General features: G+C 72.4%; 20 protein-coding genes. 7 read left to right on the top strand and 13 right to left on the bottom strand.

What is annotated here, in order from left to right:
- Positions 1 to 50: 50 nt before the first annotated feature.
- The gene (locus E1166_RS07080; protein WP_132336809.1) at positions 51 to 1,253 is read right to left on the bottom strand and encodes a DUF1015 family protein; all 1,203 of its coding nucleotides are present in this window, start codon (positions 1,251 to 1,253) and stop codon (positions 51 to 53) included.
- A gap of 582 nt (positions 1,254 to 1,835) precedes the next feature.
- Here E1166_RS07080 and pepN point away from each other — a divergent pair.
- Complete coding sequence (gene pepN / locus E1166_RS07075; RefSeq protein WP_132336807.1) at positions 1,836 to 4,382, top strand: aminopeptidase N; 2,547 nt, start codon at positions 1,836 to 1,838, stop codon at positions 4,380 to 4,382.
- Positions 4,383 to 4,442: 60 nt separating this feature from the next.
- On the opposite strand, the gene E1166_RS07070 is transcribed toward pepN, so the two are convergent.
- The 7 genes from E1166_RS07070 to E1166_RS07045 form a co-directional block, all read right to left on the bottom strand.
- On the bottom strand, positions 4,443 to 4,856 hold the full coding sequence (locus E1166_RS07070) for a DUF5130 family protein (protein ID WP_132336805.1): 414 nt from the start codon (positions 4,854 to 4,856) through the stop codon (positions 4,443 to 4,445).
- Positions 4,843 to 5,142 (bottom strand): hypothetical protein, encoded by a 300-nt coding sequence (locus E1166_RS07065; protein WP_132261266.1) that lies wholly within the window; start codon positions 5,140 to 5,142, stop codon positions 4,843 to 4,845. The genes E1166_RS07070 and E1166_RS07065 overlap by 14 nt, the downstream gene beginning before the upstream one ends.
- Before the next feature lie 54 nt (positions 5,143 to 5,196).
- Positions 5,197 to 6,660, bottom strand: a complete 1,464-nt coding sequence (locus tag E1166_RS07060) for an amidase (protein WP_132336803.1) — start codon at positions 6,658 to 6,660, stop codon at positions 5,197 to 5,199.
- A gap of 389 nt (positions 6,661 to 7,049) precedes the next feature.
- Positions 7,050 to 7,175 carry a hypothetical protein gene (locus E1166_RS32460; RefSeq protein WP_279433216.1) on the bottom strand — a complete coding sequence of 42 codons (126 nt, stop codon included), beginning with the start codon at positions 7,173 to 7,175 and terminating at the stop codon, positions 7,050 to 7,052.
- 67 nt (positions 7,176 to 7,242) lie between these two features.
- Positions 7,243 to 8,577, bottom strand: coding sequence for an NAD(P)/FAD-dependent oxidoreductase (locus E1166_RS07055; RefSeq protein WP_132336801.1), 1,335 nt, complete (start codon positions 8,575 to 8,577; stop codon positions 7,243 to 7,245).
- Positions 8,574 to 9,845 (bottom strand): kynureninase, encoded by a 1,272-nt coding sequence (gene kynU / locus E1166_RS07050; protein ID WP_243710230.1) that lies wholly within the window; start codon positions 9,843 to 9,845, stop codon positions 8,574 to 8,576. The genes E1166_RS07055 and kynU overlap by 4 nt, the downstream gene beginning before the upstream one ends.
- 14 nt (positions 9,846 to 9,859) lie before the next feature.
- On the bottom strand, positions 9,860 to 10,762 hold the full coding sequence (locus tag E1166_RS07045; RefSeq protein WP_132336797.1) for a tryptophan 2,3-dioxygenase family protein: 903 nt from the start codon (positions 10,760 to 10,762) through the stop codon (positions 9,860 to 9,862).
- 145 nt (positions 10,763 to 10,907) lie between these two features.
- On the opposite strand from E1166_RS07045, the gene E1166_RS07040 reads away from it, so the two are divergent.
- From E1166_RS07040 to E1166_RS07030, 3 genes are all read left to right on the top strand, one after another.
- Positions 10,908 to 11,378, top strand: coding sequence for an Lrp/AsnC family transcriptional regulator (locus E1166_RS07040; RefSeq protein WP_132336795.1), 471 nt, complete (start codon positions 10,908 to 10,910; stop codon positions 11,376 to 11,378).
- Between the two features lie 160 nt (positions 11,379 to 11,538).
- Positions 11,539 to 12,015 (top strand): hypothetical protein, encoded by a 477-nt coding sequence (locus E1166_RS07035; RefSeq protein ID WP_132261289.1) that lies wholly within the window; start codon positions 11,539 to 11,541, stop codon positions 12,013 to 12,015.
- Positions 12,016 to 12,027: 12 nt separating this feature from the next.
- Positions 12,028 to 12,849 carry a class F sortase gene (locus tag E1166_RS07030; RefSeq protein WP_132336793.1) on the top strand — a complete coding sequence of 274 codons (822 nt, stop codon included), beginning with the start codon at positions 12,028 to 12,030 and terminating at the stop codon, positions 12,847 to 12,849.
- Positions 12,850 to 12,858: 9 nt separating this feature from the next.
- Here the strand turns inward: E1166_RS07030 and E1166_RS07025 are convergent, their stop codons facing one another.
- The gene (locus E1166_RS07025; protein WP_132261259.1) at positions 12,859 to 13,404 is read right to left on the bottom strand and encodes an HNH endonuclease; all 546 of its coding nucleotides are present in this window, start codon (positions 13,402 to 13,404) and stop codon (positions 12,859 to 12,861) included.
- 212 nt (positions 13,405 to 13,616) lie between these two features.
- Between E1166_RS07025 and E1166_RS07020 the strand changes: the two genes are divergently transcribed.
- The 3 genes from E1166_RS07020 (at position 13,617) to E1166_RS07010 (ending at position 16,852) form a co-directional block, all read left to right on the top strand.
- Positions 13,617 to 14,762 (top strand): mechanosensitive ion channel family protein, encoded by a 1,146-nt coding sequence (locus tag E1166_RS07020; RefSeq protein WP_243710229.1) that lies wholly within the window; start codon positions 13,617 to 13,619, stop codon positions 14,760 to 14,762.
- 217 nt (positions 14,763 to 14,979) lie between these two features.
- Positions 14,980 to 16,368 carry an MFS transporter gene (locus tag E1166_RS07015; protein ID WP_132336791.1) on the top strand — a complete coding sequence of 463 codons (1,389 nt, stop codon included), beginning with the start codon at positions 14,980 to 14,982 and terminating at the stop codon, positions 16,366 to 16,368.
- Positions 16,369 to 16,429: 61 nt separating this feature from the next.
- Positions 16,430 to 16,852 carry a globin gene (locus tag E1166_RS07010; protein WP_132261256.1) on the top strand — a complete coding sequence of 141 codons (423 nt, stop codon included), beginning with the start codon at positions 16,430 to 16,432 and terminating at the stop codon, positions 16,850 to 16,852.
- Positions 16,853 to 16,895: 43 nt separating this feature from the next.
- Here E1166_RS07010 and E1166_RS07005 read toward each other — a convergent pair whose 3' ends face one another.
- The 4 genes from E1166_RS07005 to ettA all read right to left on the bottom strand — a co-directional run bounded on the left by E1166_RS07005 (position 16,896) and on the right by ettA (position 20,423).
- Positions 16,896 to 17,483, bottom strand: coding sequence for a YbjN domain-containing protein (locus tag E1166_RS07005; protein WP_132261255.1), 588 nt, complete (start codon positions 17,481 to 17,483; stop codon positions 16,896 to 16,898).
- A 131-nt stretch (positions 17,484 to 17,614) separates the two neighbouring features.
- Positions 17,615 to 18,301 (bottom strand): hypothetical protein, encoded by a 687-nt coding sequence (locus E1166_RS07000; protein ID WP_132336789.1) that lies wholly within the window; start codon positions 18,299 to 18,301, stop codon positions 17,615 to 17,617.
- On the bottom strand, positions 18,298 to 18,744 hold the full coding sequence (locus tag E1166_RS06995; protein ID WP_132336787.1) for a thioesterase family protein: 447 nt from the start codon (positions 18,742 to 18,744) through the stop codon (positions 18,298 to 18,300). The genes E1166_RS07000 and E1166_RS06995 overlap by 4 nt, the downstream gene beginning before the upstream one ends.
- A gap of 2 nt (positions 18,745 to 18,746) precedes the next feature.
- The gene (gene ettA / locus E1166_RS06990) at positions 18,747 to 20,423 is read right to left on the bottom strand and encodes an energy-dependent translational throttle protein EttA (protein ID WP_132261252.1); all 1,677 of its coding nucleotides are present in this window, start codon (positions 20,421 to 20,423) and stop codon (positions 18,747 to 18,749) included.
- Positions 20,424 to 20,599 lie beyond the last annotated feature (176 nt).

The raw sequence follows: 20,599 nt of genomic DNA, 5'->3' as shown, positions 1-20,599 counted from the left end.
GTGTTCCGGCACGTCGCGGGGGCGGCGTGCCGGACCGGATGCTGACACGCTCAGCGGGACAGCTCGGCGACGACCAGACCGCCGCGGGCCTTGGGGGTGAACCAGGTGCTCTTGCGCGGCATCTTCTCCCGGGCCAGGTTGACCGCGACGAAGTCGTCCACGGTGACCGGGGCGATGAGGATGGCCAGCTCGGCACGGCCGGCGTCGACCTCACCGGTGAGCCAGCTCGCCGGGTAGTCGCCGCCGACGTAGGTGATCCGCTTGTCGCCCGGGTCGAGGCCGAGCGCCTCCCGTAGCAGCAGCCGCTCGACCAGGGCGTGGTCGAGGTTCTCCAGCCGGGAGGCGCCCGGGTCGTGGGGCAGCCGGACCGCGTACCCCTGACCGGGAAGCCGGAGGTGGACGGTGCCGCCGGCGGCCGGAACCTCCACCGGACCGTCGATTCCGGTGATCTCCGCGCCGGCGGCGCGGAGCCGGTCGAGCAGCTCGTCGGGGGTGGCGGTCAGCTCGCTGACCAGCCGGTTGTAGGGCTGGATGGCAACCGAGGCCGGGGTGGTCACCACGGCCAGGAAGCGGGGCAGGCCACCGGTCTGGGCGGCCAGGCTGCGGTGGTTGCCGTCGGCGACCACCAGTTCCCCGCCGCCGGCCAGCGCGGTCAGCTCGTCCTGCTCCGGGCCGGGGCCGAGCAGCCAGATGGCGTGGGTACGCCCGGCCTGGTCGGTGTCGGTCGCGGCCGGCGCGCCGGCCGCCTCGGTCGCCGCGGCGAGCGCGGCGTGCAGTTCCTCGCCACGCCCGGTCTGCAGCAGCAGTACGGGCGAGAGCAGGTGCCCGAGCGCCTCGGCGAGCGCCACCCGCTCCCGGACCTTGGCGATGAAGACGTCCTCGTTGCGGATGACCAGGCCGGGCTCGTCGGCGCTGGTGGAGATCTGGTCGGTGTCGACCATGGCGAACAGCCCGTACGCGGACTCCTCCCCGGGCGCGCTGATCCGGTAGAGGACGATCACCTGCTCGGCCGGGGTGTAACTGCCGTCGGCCTTGGCCTCGGTGAGGCGGGCCACCGCGTCGGGGAGCGCGTCGAGGAAGGATTTCCCGAGGCTCTCCGGGGCCCGGTGGGGCATCTCGATGCCGAGGGCACTGTGCGGGTTCGTCTCGATGATCGCGGTGATCTCCGCGTCGTCGGCGAACTCGTCGTAGTTCTGCGCGCCGGTGCCGCCAGTGGTGATCCAGGCCCGGGCGATCGGATGCACGACCGTCATGGCAGCTGACGCTACCGGCGTCGGCCGTTGGGATGGCGCGGACCCCGCGCACGGTCCACCAGATGAACGGCTCCACGCGCGCTCGACCTGGTCCTTGCCCCGCCGGTACCGGCCGCGGCGACTTGTGCCGGTGGGACCGGCCGGCGGGGCAGACCTGCTGTGCGGACGCTACAAACGTGAGTACGCGAATGGGTCGGCGTTGGCGCCCCCGGTCGGGCCGGCCGCCCAGCCGCTGGCGGGGGCACCAGCCGTCGGGGACGTCCGGGGCGGATGGTTGGGTGCCCTCCGGCCGATCCATCTGTGCGCTCAGGTTCGTAGCAGCCGGTACACCCTGTCGCCATCCCCAGGCGGCAGGAACGCATCGCCACAGCCCATCTGGTGTACAGCCGGGCCACCGCCTCCTGGCCGTGCTGCTGCCCTCACCCGGACGGCACCGGCTGGTCGGGAAATGAGAGCGTGACCTCTGCCACCGAAAAGCGTGGTGCATGGAAGACTCGGCTCGGAAACGGCCGCCACGAACGGCCGGCGGGCTGGCTCAGCCGCCAGGCGGCGAGAGTGGGATGGAGACGAAAAGTGCCGGGAGTGCGCAACCTGACCCAGGTGGAGGCCACCGAGCGGGCCCGCCTGCTCGAGGTGACCGGATACGACATCAACCTGGACCTGTCGACCGCCGTGCAGGCCGAGGGCCGCACGTTCCGGTCGGTGACCGAGGTGCGGTTCCGCTGTGCCGAACCCGGCGCCAGCACCTTCATCGAGGTCGCCGCCGACTCGGTGCGTTCGGCCACACTGAACGGCACGCCGCTCGACCTGTCCGGTTGGTCGGCCGAGAAGGGGCTGGCCCTGGCCGGGCTGGCCGCCGAGAACACCCTCGTCGTGGACGCCGACTTCGCGTACTCGAACAGCGGGCAGGGCCTGCACCGGACGGTGGACCCGGTCGACGGGGAGACCTACCTGTACAGCCAGTTCGAGACGGCGGACGCGCAGCGCGTCTTCGCCTGTTTCGACCAGCCCGACCTGAAGAGCGTCTACACCTGGCACGCCACCGTCCCGGAGCACTGGCGGGTGGTGTCCAACATGCCGGTGGCGCGCGAGGAGCCCGCCGGGGAGGCCCTCAAGACCGTCCACTTCACCTCCTCCGCGCGGATGAGCACCTACATCACCGCGCTCTGCGCCGGGCCGTACCACGAGGTGCGCGACAGCCACGACGGCATCGACCTGGGGGTCTTCTGCCGGGCCTCGATGGCTCGCTACCTCGACTCCGACGACCTGTTCCTCATCACCAAGCAGGGCTTCGACTTCTTCCACCAGCAGTTCGGGGTGCGCTACCCGCTGCCCAAGTACGACCAGCTCTGGGTGCCGGACTTCAACGCCGGCGCGATGGAGAACTTCGGTTGCGTCACCCACGCCGAGTCGCACTACCTCTTCCGCTCGCAGGTCACCGACTTCGAGTACGAGCAGCGGGCCAACACGATCCTGCACGAGCTGGCTCACATGTGGTTCGGTGACCTGGTCACCATGCGCTGGTGGAACGACCTGTGGCTCAACGAGTCGTTCGCCGAGTGGGCGAGCCACTGGTGCAACACCCATGCCACCCGCTTCACCGAGGCCTGGACGACCTTCCTGTCCATCCGGAAGAACTGGGGCTACCGGCAGGACCAGCTCTCCTCCACCCACCCGGTCTACTGCGACATGCCGGACCTGGAGGCGGTCGAGGTCAACTTCGACGGCATCACGTACGCCAAGGGCGCCAGCGTGCTCAAGCAGCTCGTCGCGTACGTGGGCGAGGAGCCGTTCCTGGCCGGGCTGCGGGCGTACTTCGGCAAGCACGCCTGGGGCAACGCCACCTTCGACGACCTGCTCGGCGAGCTGGAGGCGGCCTCCGGCCGGGAGCTGCGCAAGTTCGCCACGCAGTGGTTGGAGACCGCGCAGGTCAACACGCTGCGTCCGGAGGTGACGATCGGCGCCGACGGGACGTACGAGCAGGTGCTGGTCCGCCAGGAGGCGCCGGCCGGGCACCCGACGTTGCGGACCCACCGGATCGGGGTGGGCCTCTACGACCTGTCCGACGGCCGGCTGGTCCGCCGGGAGCGATTTGAGGTCGACGTCACCGGCGAGCTGACCGAACTGGACGTGCTGACCGGCCGGCCCGCCGCCGACGTGCTGCTGCTCAACGACGACGACCTGACGTACGCGAAGCTGCGGCTGGACGAGCGTTCCATGGCCACGGTGGTGCAGCACATCGCCGGTTTCGAGTCGTCGCTGGCCCGGGCGCTGTGCTGGACCGCCGCCTGGGACATGGTCCGCGACGCGGAGCTGTCGGCCCGCGACTACGTGGCCCTGGTGCTGGCCGGCCTGCCCGCCGAGACCGACATCAACCTGGTCACCGCCACCCTGCGGCAGGCGAGCAGCACGCTGACCTTCTACGCCGACCCGGCGTGGGCGCCGACGGGCTGGGCGGAGCTGGCCCGCACCGCCAGGGCGACGCTGGCCGCCGCCGAACCGGGCAGCGGCTTCCAGCTCGCCTGGGCTCGCGCGTACGCCTCGGCGGCCCGCTCCGCCGAGGACCTGGCGACGCTGCGCGGCTGGCTGGGTGGCGTCGACGTGCCGGCCGGGCTGACCGTCGACACCGAGCTGCGCTGGACGGTGTTGCAGTCGCTGGTGGCCAACGGGGCGGCGGGCACCACCGAGATCGAGGCGGAACTCGCCGGCGACCGGACCGCCAGCGGCGAGCGGGAGGCCGCGTACGCGCACGCGCTGGTGCCCACCGCGGAGAACAAGGCGGCGGTGTGGGCGCAGCTCACCGGCGCGCAGCCGCTGGCGAACTGGCGCAACCGGGCGTTGTTGCAGGGCTTCACCCACCCGGCTCAGGTCGAGCTGACCGCGCCGTACCGGGAGCGGTACTTCGCGGCCGTGGCGCAGGTCTGGGCGCAGCGGGACAGTGAGCCGGCGCAGGAGTTCGCGCAGTTGGCGTACCCGGCATACCTGGTCGAGGAGGAGACGGTGGCGGCCACCGACGCCTGGCTGGCGCAGGAGGGTCACCCGGCGCCGCTGCGCCGGCTGGTCGCCGAGGGGCGCGACGGTGTGCTGCGTGCCCTGAAGGCCCGCGAGCGGGACGCCCGGGCCGCCTGACCGACGCGAAAACCCGGCCCGCGTCTCGCGGGCCGGGTTTCGTCGTGTCGGGAGGGCTCCTCAGCCCTTGCCGGCGTGGCTGGCCAGCTGGTCGAGGCCCTGAATGATGCCGCCGGCCAGGTCGCCGCCGCCGAACGCCGCCACCATGGACAGGGCGGCCAGTTTGGCGTACGTGTCGGGGATGCGCTTGCGGGCGTGCCGGCCGGTCACGATCTCCAGCCGGCGCTGGTTGGGTGAGACCGCGATCAGCACGGACCGGTCCGGTTCGGCGAGCTGCCGGTGCAGCCGCTCGGCGTGCTCCCGGACCGGCTCGTCGAGGCCGCCCACGTAGACCGAGAAGACCAGGCCGCTGCCCTGGTCGGCCAGGCGCAGCGCCTCGTCGATGCGCAGCAGCTGGCGGGTCGAGAACGGCCCGTCGAGCACGTCGGGCGGGGTGGCCACGCCGGCCTCGGCCCGCTTCTCACCAACGGTCACTTGCGCCTCCGGTTCCACCGGCCGGCGCCTGAACGCCGGCCTGCTCCTGCTTGCGGCTGGCCAGCGCCGGTGCCGGCGCCCCGGCGGCCAGGGCGATGCCGGCGGAGTCGGCCAACTGCTCCGGCCGGCTCAGGAACCAGACCGGGTTGAAGTCGAAGCGGCGGCCCGGCCGGTACCGCTTGGCGCCCCCGCTGTCACGGTTGCCGGCGAACACCAGCCCGACGATCACCAGCACCACCGCCACGGGGATGCCGACGAAGATCAGTGCAGTCTCAGTGACAGACAATCCCAACGCCCCCAGGCGGAAAGAGAGACCAGAGCATTCGGTTCGGAAAGACGATCATGGCGTCGTCCCCCCGACCCCGCTGCCATTCACGTTAGCGGAGGCCACGCCCCGCCAGATTGCGGGGTGCCGATCCCATCCGTCACTGAAGTGCTCCAGTTGCGCGGCGGTGGCGATCAGCCGGGCGTCTTCGCCGTACCGACCGGTCAGCAGCACCCCGACGGGCAGATCCGTCGCGGTCCGCCCGATCGGTAGTGAGACGGACGGCTGACCCGTGACGTTGAACACCGCGCAGAACGGGGAGAACCGGCGTTGCCGGTCGAAGTCGGCATCCGGGTCGCCGCCGGCGGTGAACCAACCGACGGGGGCCTGCGGCGCGGCGAGGGTCGGGCAGAGCAGCAGGTCGTAGCCGGCGGTGCGGCGGGCGGCGAGGCGGACCTGGGCCTGGAGCTCGCCGAGGGTGGCCAGCAGGGTGCCCGCCCCGACGGCCGCTCCCCGGGACCGGAGCAGCCGGGTCAGCGGCAGCAGCCGAGCCTCCTGCTCGGCGGGCACCGGGGCCAGCGCCAGCACGTACCAGAGGGTCTCGAACAGCGGCCACACCGCCGGGCCGAACGGCGGGTCCACCTCGACCACCTCGTGGCCGGCGGCGGTGAGCAGCGCGGCGGCCCGGTCCACGGCGGCCAGGCAGTCCGAATGGACCGGCTCGTCGGCGAGCATCGGCGCGGTGAACCGGCCGATCCGCAGCCGCCCGGGGGTGGCTTGGCGGGCGGCGGCGAGGTAGCCGCCGTCGGGTCGCGGCGGCGGTGGGTACGGCTCGCCGGGCATCGGCTCGGCCAGCACGTCGAGCAGCGCGGCGACGTCGGCGACGGTACGCCCGATCGGGCCGTTGGTGGGCAGGCCGAAGCCGCCGAAGCCGACCGGCCCGCCGGAGACCAGCCCGCGGCTGGGTTTGTAGCCGACCAGCCCGCAGAGGGCGGCGGGGATGCGCAGCGACCCGCCGCCGTCGGAGCCCTGCGCGACGGGGACCAGCCCGGCGGCGACCGCCGCGGCCGCGCCGCCGCTGGACCCGCCGGCCGTGTGGGCGAGATCCCACGGATTGCGGGCGGGCGGGGCGACCAGCCCTTCGGAGTGGAGCGAGCACCCGAACTCGGAGGTGGTGGTCTTACCCAGGCTGACCAGCCCGGCGGCGGCCATCAGCCGGACCACGTCAGCGTCCAGCGGCGGGACGAAATCGGCGAAGGCTGCCGAGCCGAAGGTGGTCCGGACCCCGGCGGTGAGGGTGAGGTCCTTGATCGCGGTGGGTACGCCGTGCAGCGGCCCGCGCCGCCCGGCCGGCACGGCGTCGGCGGCGCGGGCGGCGGCGAGCGCCCGCCCGGGAGTGACGGTGACGAACGCGCCGACGGTGTCACCCAGCGCGGCGACCCGGGTCAGGTGGTGGGTGACCAGCTCGACGCTGGAGAGTTCGCCACGGGCGACGGCGGCGGCCTGGTGCAGCGCGGTCAGGTCGTGCGGCTCGGCCATGCCGCCATCCTGCCGGTTCGTCGTCGGATCGGCGGGGCGACACGGCGCGCTGCGGGCCCCGCGCCTCATATCTCGCTGACATGACCCGACCGGGATTGCCGACGGGCGGGTGCCGGCGCGGACGATGGTGTTCAATCAATGTTGATCGATGCCACTGTCGGTTTGGGATCACCCCGCCGCCCACCGTGCAGGGAGCAAACCGTGCAACCCGTACCCGCTGCGCACCCCCACGACATCCACCCTCCACCGGACCGCCGCTGGTGGTGGAACCTTCCGCGGCCCGATCCCCTCGACACCACCCGCCGGGCGGCCGGGCACCTGCCCGGTCCCCCGGCGGTCAGCGACCCGGGCGTACGGACGAGGTTGTGCCGTCCGGGCACCCCGTCCCGTCACGGTCGCCGCTGAGCCGCCCGCCGATTGGCGTACCGCCGGTCGAGGCCGAGGAAGCGGAGGGCGTTGCCGCCGAGCAGCCGGTCGCGCTGCTCGGCGGTGAGGAACTCCGCCTCGCGGACCACCCGACTCCAGGGTCAAATCGGTGACGATCCGGGCCACCCGGACGCTCGTCCTCGTCGTCGAAGCGGGTCATCCGCGCCTGCCTCGGGCGAGCAGCGCGCCGACGCCGGCCAGCAGCGCCGCGGCACCGACCGCCGCCGCCCCGACCGCGGCGTACTGGCGGCGGACCCGGCGGCGCACCTCGGCGTACGGGGTGGTGGAGAACGACACCAGTTCGTACTGGGAGACGTATCGGCCGGGCAGGGTCCGTTCGAGGGCGTGTTCGATCCGGCGGCGGGCCTGGAAGACCGGGGAGGCGACCTTGTCGCGCATCTCCACGAAGTTGGCCAACGCCATCCGCGCGATCGCCTCGACGTTGGCCTGTCGCCGCCGCTGGAACAACGGCAGCGCCGAGGCCCACCGGTCACCGCACTCGTCCAGGCAGCGGTCCAGCTCCACCACGTCCTCGAAGGCGCAGTTCGCGCCCTGGCCGTAGAACGGGACGATGGCGTGCGCGGCGTCGCCGAGCAGAGCCACCCGGCCGTTCACCTGCCACGGGTGGCAGCGGACCGTGCCGAGCACCCCGACCGGGTTGTGCCGGTAGTTGTCGACCAGGTTCGGGGCGAGTGCCAGCAGGTCCGGGTAGTGGGTGGCGAAGTGCCGTTCGACGGCCGCCGGGCTGCCCAGCGAGGCGAAGGCGGCGGTGCCGTGGGTGGGCCAGAACAGCGTGCAGGTGAAGGAGCGGTCCGGGTTGGGCAGCGCGATCATCATCGAGGTGCCGCGCGGCCAGATGTGCAGGGCCGCCGGGTCGAGGGCGAACTCGCCGCCGACCGGCGGGATGGTCAGCTCCTTGTAGCCGTAGTCGAGGAAGTCGAGGCTTTCGTCCAGCACGCCGTACCCGAGCAGTTGCCCGCGCACCGCGGAGCCGGCTCCGTCGGCGCCGAGCACGACCGGCGCGGTGGCGGTGAGCTTGCCCTGCGGAGTCTCGAATGCCATCTCGCCGGTGGCCGGGTCGAGCCCGACCAGCCGGTGGTCAAAGGCGACCCGTACGCCGGGCCGCGCGGCGGCGGCGGTGAGCAGGGCGTTGTTCAGCGCGCTGCGGCTGATCGAGTTGATCGCCCGGTCGCCGTCGGCGCTGTACGACTGGAACCGTGGCTCCCCGGCCACCGGGTGGATCATCCGGCCGCGCATCGGCAGCGCGTCGCCCATCACCTGCTCGTCCAGGCCGATGCGGCGCAGCGCGTCGAGGCCGCGCGCGGAGAGCGCCAGGTTGATCGAGCGCCCCCGCTCCGCCGTGCTGGTGCGCGGGTCGGGCCGCCGCTCGTAGAGCGCGACCGGGTACCCGCGCCGGGCCAGGAAGCAGGCCAGTAGGCAGCCGGCCAGCCCGGCCCCGACCACCGCGATCTCGACCCGTCCGCTGGTCATGAGGTCGCCACGGTGGTGGCCAGCGCCTCGGCCACCCGCCAGCAGTCGTGGTACGTCGAGTAGAGCGGCACCGGGGCGAACCGGACGATGTCCGGTTCCCGGGCGTCGGCGATGACACCGTGCTCGTGACGCAGCCGCCTGGTCAGTTCGGCGGCGCTGCCCGCGCCGACGCGCACCGAGAGCTGGCAGCCCCGCCGGTCGGCGTCGCGCGGGGTGATGACGGCCAGTGGCCGGTCGGCGGTCACCTCGTCGAGCAGCCGGTGCAGGTAACCGGTGAGCCGGACGCTGCGCGCCCGCAGCGCCGGCATGCCGATCGCGTCGAACAGTTCCAGCGAGGTACGCACCGGCCCCATCGCGAAGATCGGCGGGTTGGAGATCTGCCACGCCTCGGCGGTGGCCGGTGGCCGGGAGACCGGGGTCATCTCGAACCGGGTGGCCGCCTCGGTGCTCCACCAGCCCTCGAACCGGGGCAGGTTCGGGTCGCCGAGGTGGCGTTGGTGGACGAAGACTCCGGCGAGGGATCCCGGTCCCGAGTTGAGGTACTTGTAGGAGCACCAGGCGGCGACGTCGACGTCCCAGTCGTGCAACGCCAGCGGCACGTTGCCGACGGCGTGCGCCAGGTCCCAGCCGACGACCGCGCCCGCGGCCCGGCCGGCGGCGGTGATCGCCGGGATGTCCATCAGCTCACCGGTGAGGTAGTTGACGCCGCCGAGCAGCACCAGCGCGACGGTGTCGCCCTCGGCGGCGAGGAAGTCGGTGACGTCCCGCGTCCGCAGGTTCTCCTCGCCGGGGCGGGGCTTCAGGCGTACCACCGTGGCGTCCGGGTCGAGGCCGTGGAAACGGGCCTGGCTGCGGACGGCGTAGGAGTCCGAGGGGAAGGCGGTGTCCTCGACGACGATCCGGGTCCGCCGCCCGGCCGGGCGGTAGAAACTCACCATCAGCAGGTGCAGGTTGACCGTGAGGGAGTTCATCACCACGGTCTCCGCGGGCGACGCGCCGACCAGTCGCGCGGCCGGCGCGGCCAACAGCTCGTGGTACGACAGCCACGGCCGCTCGGCCTCCAGGTGCCCCTCGACGCCGAGCCGGCGCCACGCGTCCAGGTCGGCGAGGAGTTCGTCGCAGGTGGCGCGGGGCTGCAGGCCGAGGGAGTTGCCGGCCAGGTAGGCGGCCTCCGGGTAGCGACCGCCGTCGGCCCGCGGCACGTGGAAGAGGTGGCGGTGGCCGGGGTCGGCCTTGTCGAGGCGGTGGGCCTCCTGCTCGTCGGGCACGTCCGCTCCCCCGCTCACATCGCCGTCCGGGCCGACCAGAGTTCCGGGAAGACCACCCGGGCCATGCTGCGCTGCAACCAGGCCAGACCGGTGGAGCCGCCGCTGCCGACCTTGGCGCCCATGGTGCGCTGGACGGCCTTGACATGGTTCCACCGCCAGTCGCCGAACTGCTCGGCCACCTCGGTCAGCGCCTCACCGAGCAGCCGGAGTTGGTTGTCGGGGCGGTTGTCGTCGTAGACCGTCAGCCAGGCTGCCTCGACCGCCGGATGTGGATGATGCTCGACGGAGACGTCCCGGCCGAGCAGGTCGGCGGGGAGGTCGTGACCGTGCCGGGCGAGCAGGGCGACCACGTCGTCCCAGAGGCTCGGCGCGGCGAGGGTGGCGCGCAGTTCGTCGTACACCTGCGGTTGGCGCCGGAACGGGCGGATCAGGGCCGGGTCGCGCAGGCCGAGCAGGAATTCCAGCCGCCGGTACATCGCCGACTGGAAGCCGGAGCCCTCGCCGAGGAGATCGCGGAACCGGTTGAAGTCGGCCGGGGTCATCCAGCGCAGACCGCGCCAGGCGGCATTGAGCCCTTCCAGGTGCAGCGCGGCGCGGCGCAGCGGGGCCAGGGCGTCCCAGACCCGGTCGGCGCGCAGGTCCCGCTGCGCCTGGCGCAGTTCGTGGCAGGTCAGCCCGAAGTAGAGCTCCATGATCTGGCTGACCATCAGGAAGGACATCTCGCCCGGGTCGTCGCTGAGCGGCTGCTGCAACCGATGCAGCGTGCTGGCGTGCACGTACGCGTCGTACGGCACCCGGTCGGCGAACTCCAGGGTCGGCTCGCCGCCGTTGCGGGCCGCGCGTGCGGCTCGTTGCTGGGGGGTGGCCGGGCGCACCGCCGCGGTGAGCGTGGTCGCCCGCCGGTTTGTCTGCTTCACCGTCTCGTCACCTCCGTGGCCGGATACGACATGGTCCCGCGGTACGGACGGTCGATGGAATGCCGATCCGACGGCACTCGGGCAGGGTCACCTTGCGATCTGAAGGTGTTGTTCGGATTCTACCTGCGGAAGGTAAAGTCCGGGCATGGACGACATGGACTGGGCGCTGCTGCGGGAGTTGCAGGCCGACGCGCGCCTGTCGTACAGCGAACTGTCCCGGCGGGTGCACCTGTCCCCACCGGCGGTGGCCGAGCGGGTGCGCCGGCTCGAGGCGACCGGGGTGATTCTCGGCTACCACGCCCACGTCAACCTGGCCCGGGCCGGCCGCAGCGTGCTCGCGCTGATCCGGATGTCCTGCTACGGGCCGCGCTGCATCCTGCACGACCCGGCGGTGGCCGAGTGGCCGGAGATCCGCGAGATCCACCGGATCACCGGCGACGCGTGCAGCGCGCTGAAGGTGGCCGCGGGCTCGATGGAGGGCTTCGAGGCGGTCATCGACCGGCTCGCTCCGTACGGGCAGCCGTCGAGCACGATGGTGCTGTCCACCCCACTGGACTGGCACCCGGTCGCTCCGCTGCCGCCCGTGGCGGGCGCCGCCTCCACCCGTCGTCGTTGACCCGCCGCTTCCTCCCACCAATCACCCTCAGTGGTCCCCCGGGTTTGCCGTCCCGCCAGCGGGAATGCAGGCCCGGACACCCGTCGCAGGATTCCGGCGAACATGCCGGGAGGGGGGAATCATGCGGGGGCTCATCGGGCACCATCGTGCCTTCTCCGCCGTGCTGGCGATGTTCGTCGCGTTCGTGCTGTCCGGGGCGACACCGGCCCGCGCGGGCGACAACACCTTCGTCGAGGTCACGCCGAACACCGCACAGGCCGGCACCCGGGTCAACATCCGGGCCAGTTGTGACACCGCCAACAACCAGCAGGCCACCGTGCAGTCCGACGCGTTCGGCCGGGTGGTGCTGCGGCCGGACAACGGCTTCCTCACCGGGGCGGTCACCATCCCGCGCAACCGGGAGGCCGGCGACTATCCGGTCGACCTGCGCTGCGCCAACGGACAGACCGCGTCGACCGTGCTCACCGTGCTCAACATGACCCAACCGACCAAGGGGCCGGCGACCGGGGGCGGCGGCACCGCCGACGACCGTGGGGCCGGCTCGCTGCTGCTCGTCGGCGCGCTGGTCGCGGTCGCGGTGGTGGCCGGCCTCGGGGTGCTCGGCGGGGGTCGGCGTCGGGCCGGGACCGGCTCCTGACCCCACGCCGCCATGGCCCGCGCACGTTCGCGTACGCCACGGTCGGACCGGCTGCGGGCCACCGCCCGGTTGGTGGCCCGCGCGGCCGGCCGACTACGCCGGGTGGCCGGTCACGCCGTCGCCGCCAGCGTGTCCACCACCGACCCCGTCGCGCACACCGCCCCGGTACGCCCGGCGACCCGCCGCCCGTACCGGCCGCTGTCCCGCCGGGTCGGGGCCCCGGGGCCGGGGCTGCCGGTGATGGTGGTCGCCGGACTGATGGTGCTGATCGTCGCGTTGCTCGGCGCCGAACGGGTGACCGGCCTGAGCCTGCTGCCGGACCGGTTCATCGCCGGGCTGCGTCCGCCGCCGAGAGGGTTCCCGGTGCTGCCGGCGAGCCCGCCGACCAGGATCGTGATCGACCGGATCGAGGTGCGGGCGCCGGTGCACCACGTCGGCATCGCCGCGGACGGCAGCATCGGGGTGCCGGACGCCGCCCGAGCCCAGGAGGCGGGCTGGTACGACCAGGGCCCCACCCCCGGCCAGTACGGCCCGGCGGTGATCGTCGGGCACGTCGACACCAGCACCGGCCCGGCCGTCTTCCACGGGCTGCGGGAGTTGCGCGACGGCGACGAGGTCGAGGTGACCCGCGAGGACGGGAAGGTGGCCGTTTTCGAGGTCGACCGGGTGCAGCGGCACGGCAAGGAGCGACTGCCGGTGGACGAGATCTACGGCGACTTCAGCCGCCCGAACCTCCGGCTGATCACCTGTGGCGGGCGCTGGGTGGGCGGGGACACCGGGTACGCCGACAACGTGGTGGTGTACGCCTCGCTGGTCCGCACCCGTGACGGGTGAGCGACCGGCTCAGGCGGCCTCGGTCTCGCGCAGCGACTCCCGAAGGTCGAGCCAGTCCTCCCAGCGCGGGTCGGGGGCGCGGTGGCCGAGCACCCGCCAGGCCGTCCCCTTGGGGGCGACGGGCATGCTGTGCAACCGCCAGCCCAGTTCGGCGGGGGTCTTGTCGCCCTTCGTGTGGTTGCAGCGGGCACAGGCGGCGACCACGTTCTCCCAGGCGTGCCGACCGCCCCGGCTGCGCGGGAAGACATGGTCGATGGTCTCCGCCGGCCCCCGGCAGTACGCGCACCGCCCGCCGTCGCGGGCGAAGACGGCCCGCCGGGAGAGGCCGACGTGGGTGCGGTACGGCACCCGGACGAAGCGGGTGAGGCGGACCACCGAGGGTACCGGCAGGGCACTTCGGGCGCTGTGCAGGACCCCGTCGCCGTCGGCGACGCAGACCGCCTTGGCCGAGAGCACGAGGATCGCGGCGCGACGCACCGACACGACACACAGCGGCTCGTAGGTGGCGTTGAGAACCAGCGCGCCGGAGCCCACCGTGGGTCGTATGTCAGGCATCGTGCTCACCCTCCCGGTCCAGCCGCTCCCACCGCTGGCCGCGCCGGCCGCGCCCTGCGGACACAGGGTGACCACGACCGACGCCGGCAGGATCACCGACGTCCGTTGCGCCAATCGTCCCTGATAAGACCCCGGATTGCACGCACTAATCCGGGGCACCGGGGAAGCCTGCAGCCGGGCGTGTGAAAATGACCGGTTCGGCACCTGTGATCATGCGCAACGACACCCCGGGCAGCCGGCGGGTCGCCGCTGGCCCCCGCTCCACGGTGGGGTACGAAAGCAGGGTGCGCACCGCCGACCTGACCGTCCTCGCCGAACCGATCATCGACCCGACCCCGTCGCAGAGCTGCCTCGACGACCCCCTGTGCGCGGCTGTGCTGAACACGACCGGATCGACCTGGTTCGCCGAGGGCAGCTACTGGATTCTGCTCAAGCCGCTGCGGGTCGTCCTGATCCTGTTGCTGGCGCTGCTCGCCCGGTGGGCGCTGCACCGGACCATCAACCGGCTGGTCCGTACCACCAGCGAGAGCACCATGCCCACCCTGCTGCGGCCGTTGCGGGAGCGGATCCCCTCCGCGGCGGCGGACCCGGCGCAGTTCGTCCCGGAGCGCCGCCGGCAGCGGGCCGAGGCGATCGGCTCGGTGCTCCGCAGCATGGTCACCGCTTTCGTCTTCGGCATCGCGCTGCTGATGGTGCTCAGGGAGTTCAGCTTCGACCTGGCCCCGCTGCTGGCCAGTGCCGGTATCGCCGGCGTGGCCCTGGGCTTCGGCGCGCAGAGCCTGGTGAAGGACCTGCTCGCCGGCCTGTTCATGCTCATCGAAGACCAGTACGGCGTGGGTGACACGGTCGACCTGGGCGAGGCCACCGGCGTGGTCGAGGCGGTGGGGCTGCGGGTGACCACGGTCCGCGACGGGCGCGGGGTGCTGTGGTACATCCGCAACGGTGAGATCGTCCGGGTCGGCAACAAGAGCCAGGGCTGGGCGTTGGTGGTGGTGGACCTGCCGATCGGGTTCGCCAGCACCGAGGAGGCCACGGCCGTGCTGCGTACCGCGGCGGCGTCGGTGGCCATGGACCCGGAGTTGGCACCGGAGATCGTCGAAGCGCCGGAGGTGCTGGGCGTCGAGCAGATGACGGTCGACGGCGCGGTGATCCGAACCGTGGTCAAGACGACGGCGGACGGCCAGTTCTCGGTCGGTCGCGAGCTGCGCCGCCGGCTCGCCGAGGCGCTGGAGAACTCGGGCATCACCGCGAAGATCGCCGCGGCCCGGCTCTATCCCGGCCTGCCGATGACCGCGCCGACCGGCGGCGGACCGGCCGTCGGGGGCACCCCGCCCACCGGCCAGGGGGGTGCCACCTGACCCGAATTCTGGGGGTTCCCGACCGCCCGAACCCTCGGGTATCGTCCGTTCGTTCAGTCGGAGATGCGACGATCGATCCGTTCGCCCTAGCCAGTTGTCAGACGATCGGGCAGAATCCGGAGCACGCGCTCCCGCCGGAGCGTGACCATTTCCTCGCTGATCCGTAGATCTGACGACGGGGTCCGCCAGGCCGTCACGAGCGGTGCCGGCGGGTCCGATGGAGGCGACGGTGTCCGACGAGCAAGCCTCTCCGGACCGCCCGGCTACCTTCCGTGAAGTGTTCGCCCAGCCCGAGTACCGGGCGATCTTCACCGCCAGCCTCCTGTCCTGGATCGGCGACTACCTCGCCAAGGCGGCGGTCACCGTTCTGGTCTACCGGGAGAGCGAGTCGATCGCTCTCTCCGCCGCCGCGTTCGCGGTCAGCTACCTCCCCTGGCTCGCCGGGGGGCCGCTGCTCGCGGCACTGGCCGAGCGGTACCCGTACCGCCGGGTGATGGTGGTCTGCGACCTGATCCGGATGACACTGATGGCGCTGATCGCGGTGCCGCAGTCCCCGGTCTGGGTGATCCTGGTCCTGCTCTTCGCCACCACGCTCGCCAACCCGCCCAGCCAGGCGGCCAGGTCGGCGCTGCTGCCGACCATCCTCAGCGGTGACCGACTGGTCGTCGCGTTGTCATTGAACGCCAGCACCGGCCAGGCCGCCCAGGTCGTCGGATACCTGCTCGGGGCCGCCGTGGCCGCGGTGAACCCGACCGTCGCGTTGCTGATCAACGCGGCGACCTTCGCCGCGTCGGCCGTGCTGGTCCGGTGGGGGGTACGCGACCGTGCCCCGGCGATGAACGCCACCCACCGCAGTCACCTGCTCCGGGAGACCGCCGAGGGATTCCGCATCGTCTTCGGCAACCCGGTCCTGCGGGCGATCGCCGTGCTGGTCTTCAGCGCCATGCTCTTCTCCATCGTTCCGGAAGGGCTCGCCGCCGCCTGGGCCGGTGAACGGGCCGACGACCGACTGGGCAGCGGCCCGTCGCAGGCGTTGATCATGGCGGCCGGCCCGGTCGGCTTCATCCTGGGTGGACTGCTGGTCGGACGAGCGGTCGCGCCGGCCCGCCGGATCATGCTGATGCGCCCCCTGGCGGTGGCGGCACCGCTGGTGCTGGTGCCCGCGCTGCTGGACCCACCGCCGCTGGTGGTGGCCCTGCTCGCCGCCGGGTGTGGGTTCGCCGTCGCGGGAGTGCTGCCGACCGCCAACGGGCTGTTCGTCCGCGCCCTGCCCAACGGATACCGGGCCCGCGCCTTCGGCGTGATGGCCAGCGGGATGCAGGTGATCCAGGGGGCCGCCGTACTGGTCACCGGGCTGTTCGCGGACCGGTTCTCCATCCCCGTGGTGGTTGGCGCGTGGAGCGCCGCCGGCGTCCTGCTGATGCTCGTCGCGGTGCTGCGCTGGCCGGACGGCTCGACCGTCGAGTCGGCGGTGACGGCGGCCACCCTCGCCAACGCCAATGCGGCGACCGACGGGTCGCCCGCTCCCGTCGGGTCTCATCCCGGGACCGGCCGGGCAGCCCCGGGCGACCGGATCGACGACCGGCGCAGCCCCGCGGCGACGTGACCGCCGCCGCCCGGGCGGTGGGCGGCGCCCGCCGGGCCGGGACGCCTGGCAGGATGGAACGGTGAGCCCCGCAGGTGAGTCCGACCGTACCGAGCCGCCGACGACCCTCTTCGAAGCGGTCGGCGGCGAGCCCACCTTCCGCAAGCTGGTCGACGAGTTCTACGCCGGCGTCGCCACCGACCCGTTGCTGCGCCCGATGTATCCGGAGGAGGACCTCGGGCCGGCCGCCGACCGGCTGACCCTCTTCCTCATGCAGTACTGGGGTGGCCCGAACACCTACTCGTCGCAGCGCGGGCACCCGCGGCTGCGGATGCGGCACGCGCCGTACCGGATCGGCGCCGCCGAGCGGGACGCGTGGCTGCACCACATGCGACGCGCGGTCGACCGGCTGGAGCTGCCGCCGGAGATCGCCGCAGCGCTCTGGGACTACCTGGAGCGGGCGGCCTACTTCATGGTGAACGTCATGGAGGACCCAACCGGTTGACCCGGCCCGCCCGGACACCGCCCGACCGGCAGCCGGCGGCGGGCTACAGCAGCGCGCCCTCGTCGTGCAGCCAGTCGACGAAGGTGGTCGCGACGGCCGCGCCGCAGTCGAGCAGTTCCACCAGGAGCGCGTCGTGGGTGCCGGCACCGAGCGGCACCTGGAGTTCGGCGTAGATGGGCAGCTGGCCGCGCTCGGTCGGGTCACCGATGTATGCCTTGCAGAACCGCCGCGTGTGGTTCCACTCGTTGACCACCCGGTAGGCCCGGTCCGCCCAGTCCGGGGGGACGGTGGCGTGTGGACGGGCGCGCATCACCAGGATCTCGTCCTCCGGACCCTCCAGGGTGACCAGCACCGCGTGCCGTTCCCACATGGCCAGCAGGTTGCCGTCACCGTCGGCCAGGTAACGCACGTCGAGCAGGTCGAGCGCGTCGCAGACCCGGCGCAGGGTGACCGGCGCGACCGCGGGGGGCAGGTCGCCGGCCACCGGTCGGTCGGCGGCCTTGCAGCAGTCGTCACCCGGCTGCCGGGGGGACGGTGGTCCGACCCGGAGGTTGCTGTCCACTGTGGTCCCGCTTCGAGTTTCCTGGTCGCCACCTGTGACGGAACCAGGGCGCCATGACCACCACGGCATCGCTCGCGCACCTCACTCCCCAGCGGATCCGGACGCCTACGGTGTGTTGGATCCGAGGATGGACGGTACCCGGATAGCCGGCCGGAGACACCCCCCCAACGACAGCACCAGGCCAGAAGAATGACCATGGGTCATACTTTCGGGTGGTCCTTGCGGGGTTGGATGGCGAGTTCGTGAACCTTGCGCGACCATGCCGTTCCGTACGGTCCGACCAGTCCGACCCAGCGGCCGGCCACCCGGACCTGGGCCGCACCGGCGGCGTCGACCGGCCCGAGAAAACCCATCCGGACCACCGCCTGCACCAACCGTTGGCTCACCTCGACCGGCTCACCCGACGCGTCGTCCGGGGTCACCACCACCGCGACGTGGTCCAGTAGCGCGTCGCGCAGCACCCGCTGCCCCACCGCCCGGCCACCGACCCCGTGCGCCGCCGCGCTGCGCAGGGCGCCCGCAGCCGCCTCGGCGATCCGGCGCAGCTCCCCGGCCGGCACCTGCTCCACCGCCCGGCTCGCCACCGGTGGCAGCGGCCAGCGCCACCGCTCGTCCCGCCGGGTCGGCAACGCGGCGTCGGCCGACTCCAGTCGGGCCAGCAGGTCGGTGGCGGAGACGGTGACGTCGCCCGGTGCACGCCCGGCTACCGTCCGGGTCACCAGCGCATCCCAGGGCAGCCGGGCCCACAGCGCCGTGCGCCCGGCCCCGTCGACCGGCCGGAGCCGGACCACGGTGGCCGGGTCGAAGCGGACCAGCCGGGCCAGGAAGGCGCCCGCGTCGGCGACGCCCTCCAGCCCGTGTCCCGGCGCCGTCGCCGCCCCGCTCACCCCGGCCCGCCGGCCGGCGCGTACGACAGCAGGAAGGTCCGCTCGTCGTCGTTGATCCGCCGGGGTCGTTTCGCGATCAGGTCGAACGGCACCAACACCGAACGGGCGGTGCTGGCCAGCACCTCGCCGTCGTACAACTCGTAGGCGACGGTGAACGAACCGGCCCGGATCTGTTCCACCCACAGTTCGATCCGGACGGTCGGGGCCGCCTCGGCGGTGGCCCGGCCGAGGGCGTAGTCGATCGGCCGCAGGTAGTCGACCTCGTGCCGGCGGATGACCACCCCGTCGGCGAACGAGTCGACCCCCCACGCCCGACCACCGGCGAACATCATCGCCACCCGGGCCTCCTCGTAGAGGGTGAGGAAGCGGGCGTTGTTGACGTGGCCGTACGCGTCCAGGTCGGACCAGCGCAGCGTGCAGTGGTAGACGAAGCGGTCCGCCATGCTCAGTCGCGGGTGAGCTTGCGGTAGGTCACCCGGTGCGGGCGGGCCGCCTCCGCGCCGAGCCGGTCGATCTTGTTCTTCTCGTACGCCTCGAAGTTGCCCTCGAACCAGAACCACTTGGCCGGGTTCTCGTCGTCACCCTCCCAGGCCAGGATGTGGGTGGCGACCCGGTCCAGGAACATCCGGTCGTGCGAGATGACCACGGCGCAGCCGGGGAACTCCAACAACGCGTTCTCCAAGCTGGAGAGGGTCTCCACGTCCAGGTCGTTGGTCGGCTCGTCGAGCAGGATGACGTTGCCGCCGATCTTGAGGGTGAGCGCCAGGTTGAGCCGGTTGCGCTCGCCGCCGGAGAGCACCTTGGTCGGCTTCTGCTGGTCCGGCCCCTTGAACCCGAACGCGGCGATGTACGCCCGCGACGGCATCTCGACCTTGCCGACCATGAGGTGGTCCAGCCCGTCGGAGACGACCTCCCAGACCGTCTTGTCGCCGGCCAGGCCCTGCCGGTTCTGGTCGACGTACGACAGCGACACGGTCTCGCCGACCTTGACGTCGCCGCTCGTCGGCTGCTCGAGCCCGACGATGGTCTTGAACAGGGTGGTCTTGCCGACGCCGTTCGGACCGATGATGCCGACGATGCCGTTGCGTGGCAGCGAGAACGACAGGTTGTCGATCAGCACCCGGTCGCCGAACCCCTTGGTGAGGTTCTGCGCCTCGATGACGGTGTTGCCCAGGCGCGGACCCGGCGGAATCTGGATCTCCTCGAAGTCCAGCTTGCGGGTCTTCTCCGCCTCGCTGGCCATCTCCTCGTAGCGGTCGAGGCGGGCCTTGGACTTGGTCTGGCGGGCCTTGGCGTTCGAGCGGACCCACTCCAGCTCGTCGGCGAGGCGCTTCTTCATCTTGGCGTCCCGACGGCCCTCCACCGAGAGCCGGGCGGCCTTCTTCTCCAGGTAGGTGGAGTAGTTGCCCTCGTAGCCGATGGCCCGGCCCCGGTCGAGTTCCAGGATCCAGCCGGCCACGTTGTCGAGGAAGTACCGGTCGTGCGTGATGGCCAGGACGGTGCCGGCGTACTTGGCGAGGTGCTGCTCCAGCCACTGCACGCTCTCCGCGTCCAGGTGGTTGGTCGGCTCGTCCAGCAGCAGTAGGTCGGGCGCCTCCAGCAACAGCTTGCACAGCGCCACCCGGCGACGCTCACCACCGGAGAGCTGGGTCACGTCGGCGTCCGGCGGCGGGCAGCGCAGCGCGTCCATCGCCAGTTCGAGCTTGGAGTCGATGTCCCAGGCGTCGGCGTTGTCCAGCTCCTCCTGGAGCCGACCCATCTCCTCCATCAGTTCGTCGGAGTAGTCCGTCGCCATCTGCTCGGCGATCTTGTTGAACCGCTCCAGCTTGGCCTTGATCTCGGCGACCGCCTCCTCGACGTTGCCGAGCACGGTCTTGGCGTCGTTGAGCGGGGGCTCCTGGGCCAGCAGGCCGACGGTGTAGCCGGGCATGAGCCGGGCCTCGCCGTTGCTGGGCCGGTCCAGCCCTGCCATGATCTTGAGAAGGCTGGACTTACCGGCGCCGTTCGGGCCGACCACACCGATCTTGGCCCCCGGCAGGAAGTTCAGCGTCACGTTGTCGAGCACGACCTTGTCGCCGTGCGCCTTGCGCGCCTTTTCCAGGACGTAGATGAACTGGGCCACGGTGCGGGCTACCTCCGTCGGTTGCGGTCGCGAGCTGCTGGGGCGCGGGCGCTGGTTGCGACTTCCGCTCGCCGCCGTCGGCCGGGAGCCGGCCGCGCGCACGCCGTCGTCAATCCTGACAGGTATGGGCGGCCGCGCCCACATCACCCCACCCCGGCGGTACGGCGTCGAGCCCT

The organism is Micromonospora sp. KC213 (assembly GCF_004348325.1).
Classification (GTDB): domain Bacteria; phylum Actinomycetota; class Actinomycetes; order Mycobacteriales; family Micromonosporaceae; genus Micromonospora.
The sequence above is the reverse complement of the archived record's forward strand: the minus strand, read 5'-3'. Positions and strand labels throughout refer to the sequence as shown.

Excerpts from the sequence above, each read along its gene's own strand:
- E1166_RS07080 (WP_132336809.1), bottom strand. The coding sequence starts at position 1,253 with ATGACGGTCGTGCATCCGATCGCCCGGGCCTGGATCACCACTGGCGGC.
- E1166_RS07060 (WP_132336803.1), bottom strand. The coding sequence starts at position 6,660 with ATGGCCGAGCCGCACGACCTGACCGCGCTGCACCAGGCCGCCGCCGTC.
- E1166_RS07055 (WP_132336801.1), bottom strand. The coding sequence starts at position 8,577 with ATGACCAGCGGACGGGTCGAGATCGCGGTGGTCGGGGCCGGGCTGGCC.
- E1166_RS07040 (WP_132336795.1), top strand. The coding sequence starts at position 10,908 with ATGGACGACATGGACTGGGCGCTGCTGCGGGAGTTGCAGGCCGACGCG.
- E1166_RS07030 (WP_132336793.1), top strand. The coding sequence starts at position 12,028 with ATGGCCCGCGCACGTTCGCGTACGCCACGGTCGGACCGGCTGCGGGCC.
- E1166_RS07025 (WP_132261259.1), bottom strand. The coding sequence starts at position 13,404 with ATGCCTGACATACGACCCACGGTGGGCTCCGGCGCGCTGGTTCTCAAC.
- E1166_RS07020 (WP_243710229.1), top strand. The coding sequence starts at position 13,617 with ATGCGCAACGACACCCCGGGCAGCCGGCGGGTCGCCGCTGGCCCCCGC.
- E1166_RS07015 (WP_132336791.1), top strand. The coding sequence starts at position 14,980 with ATGGAGGCGACGGTGTCCGACGAGCAAGCCTCTCCGGACCGCCCGGCT.
- E1166_RS07005 (WP_132261255.1), bottom strand. The coding sequence starts at position 17,483 with ATGCCGTGGTGGTCATGGCGCCCTGGTTCCGTCACAGGTGGCGACCAG.
- E1166_RS06995 (WP_132336787.1), bottom strand. The coding sequence starts at position 18,744 with ATGGCGGACCGCTTCGTCTACCACTGCACGCTGCGCTGGTCCGACCTG.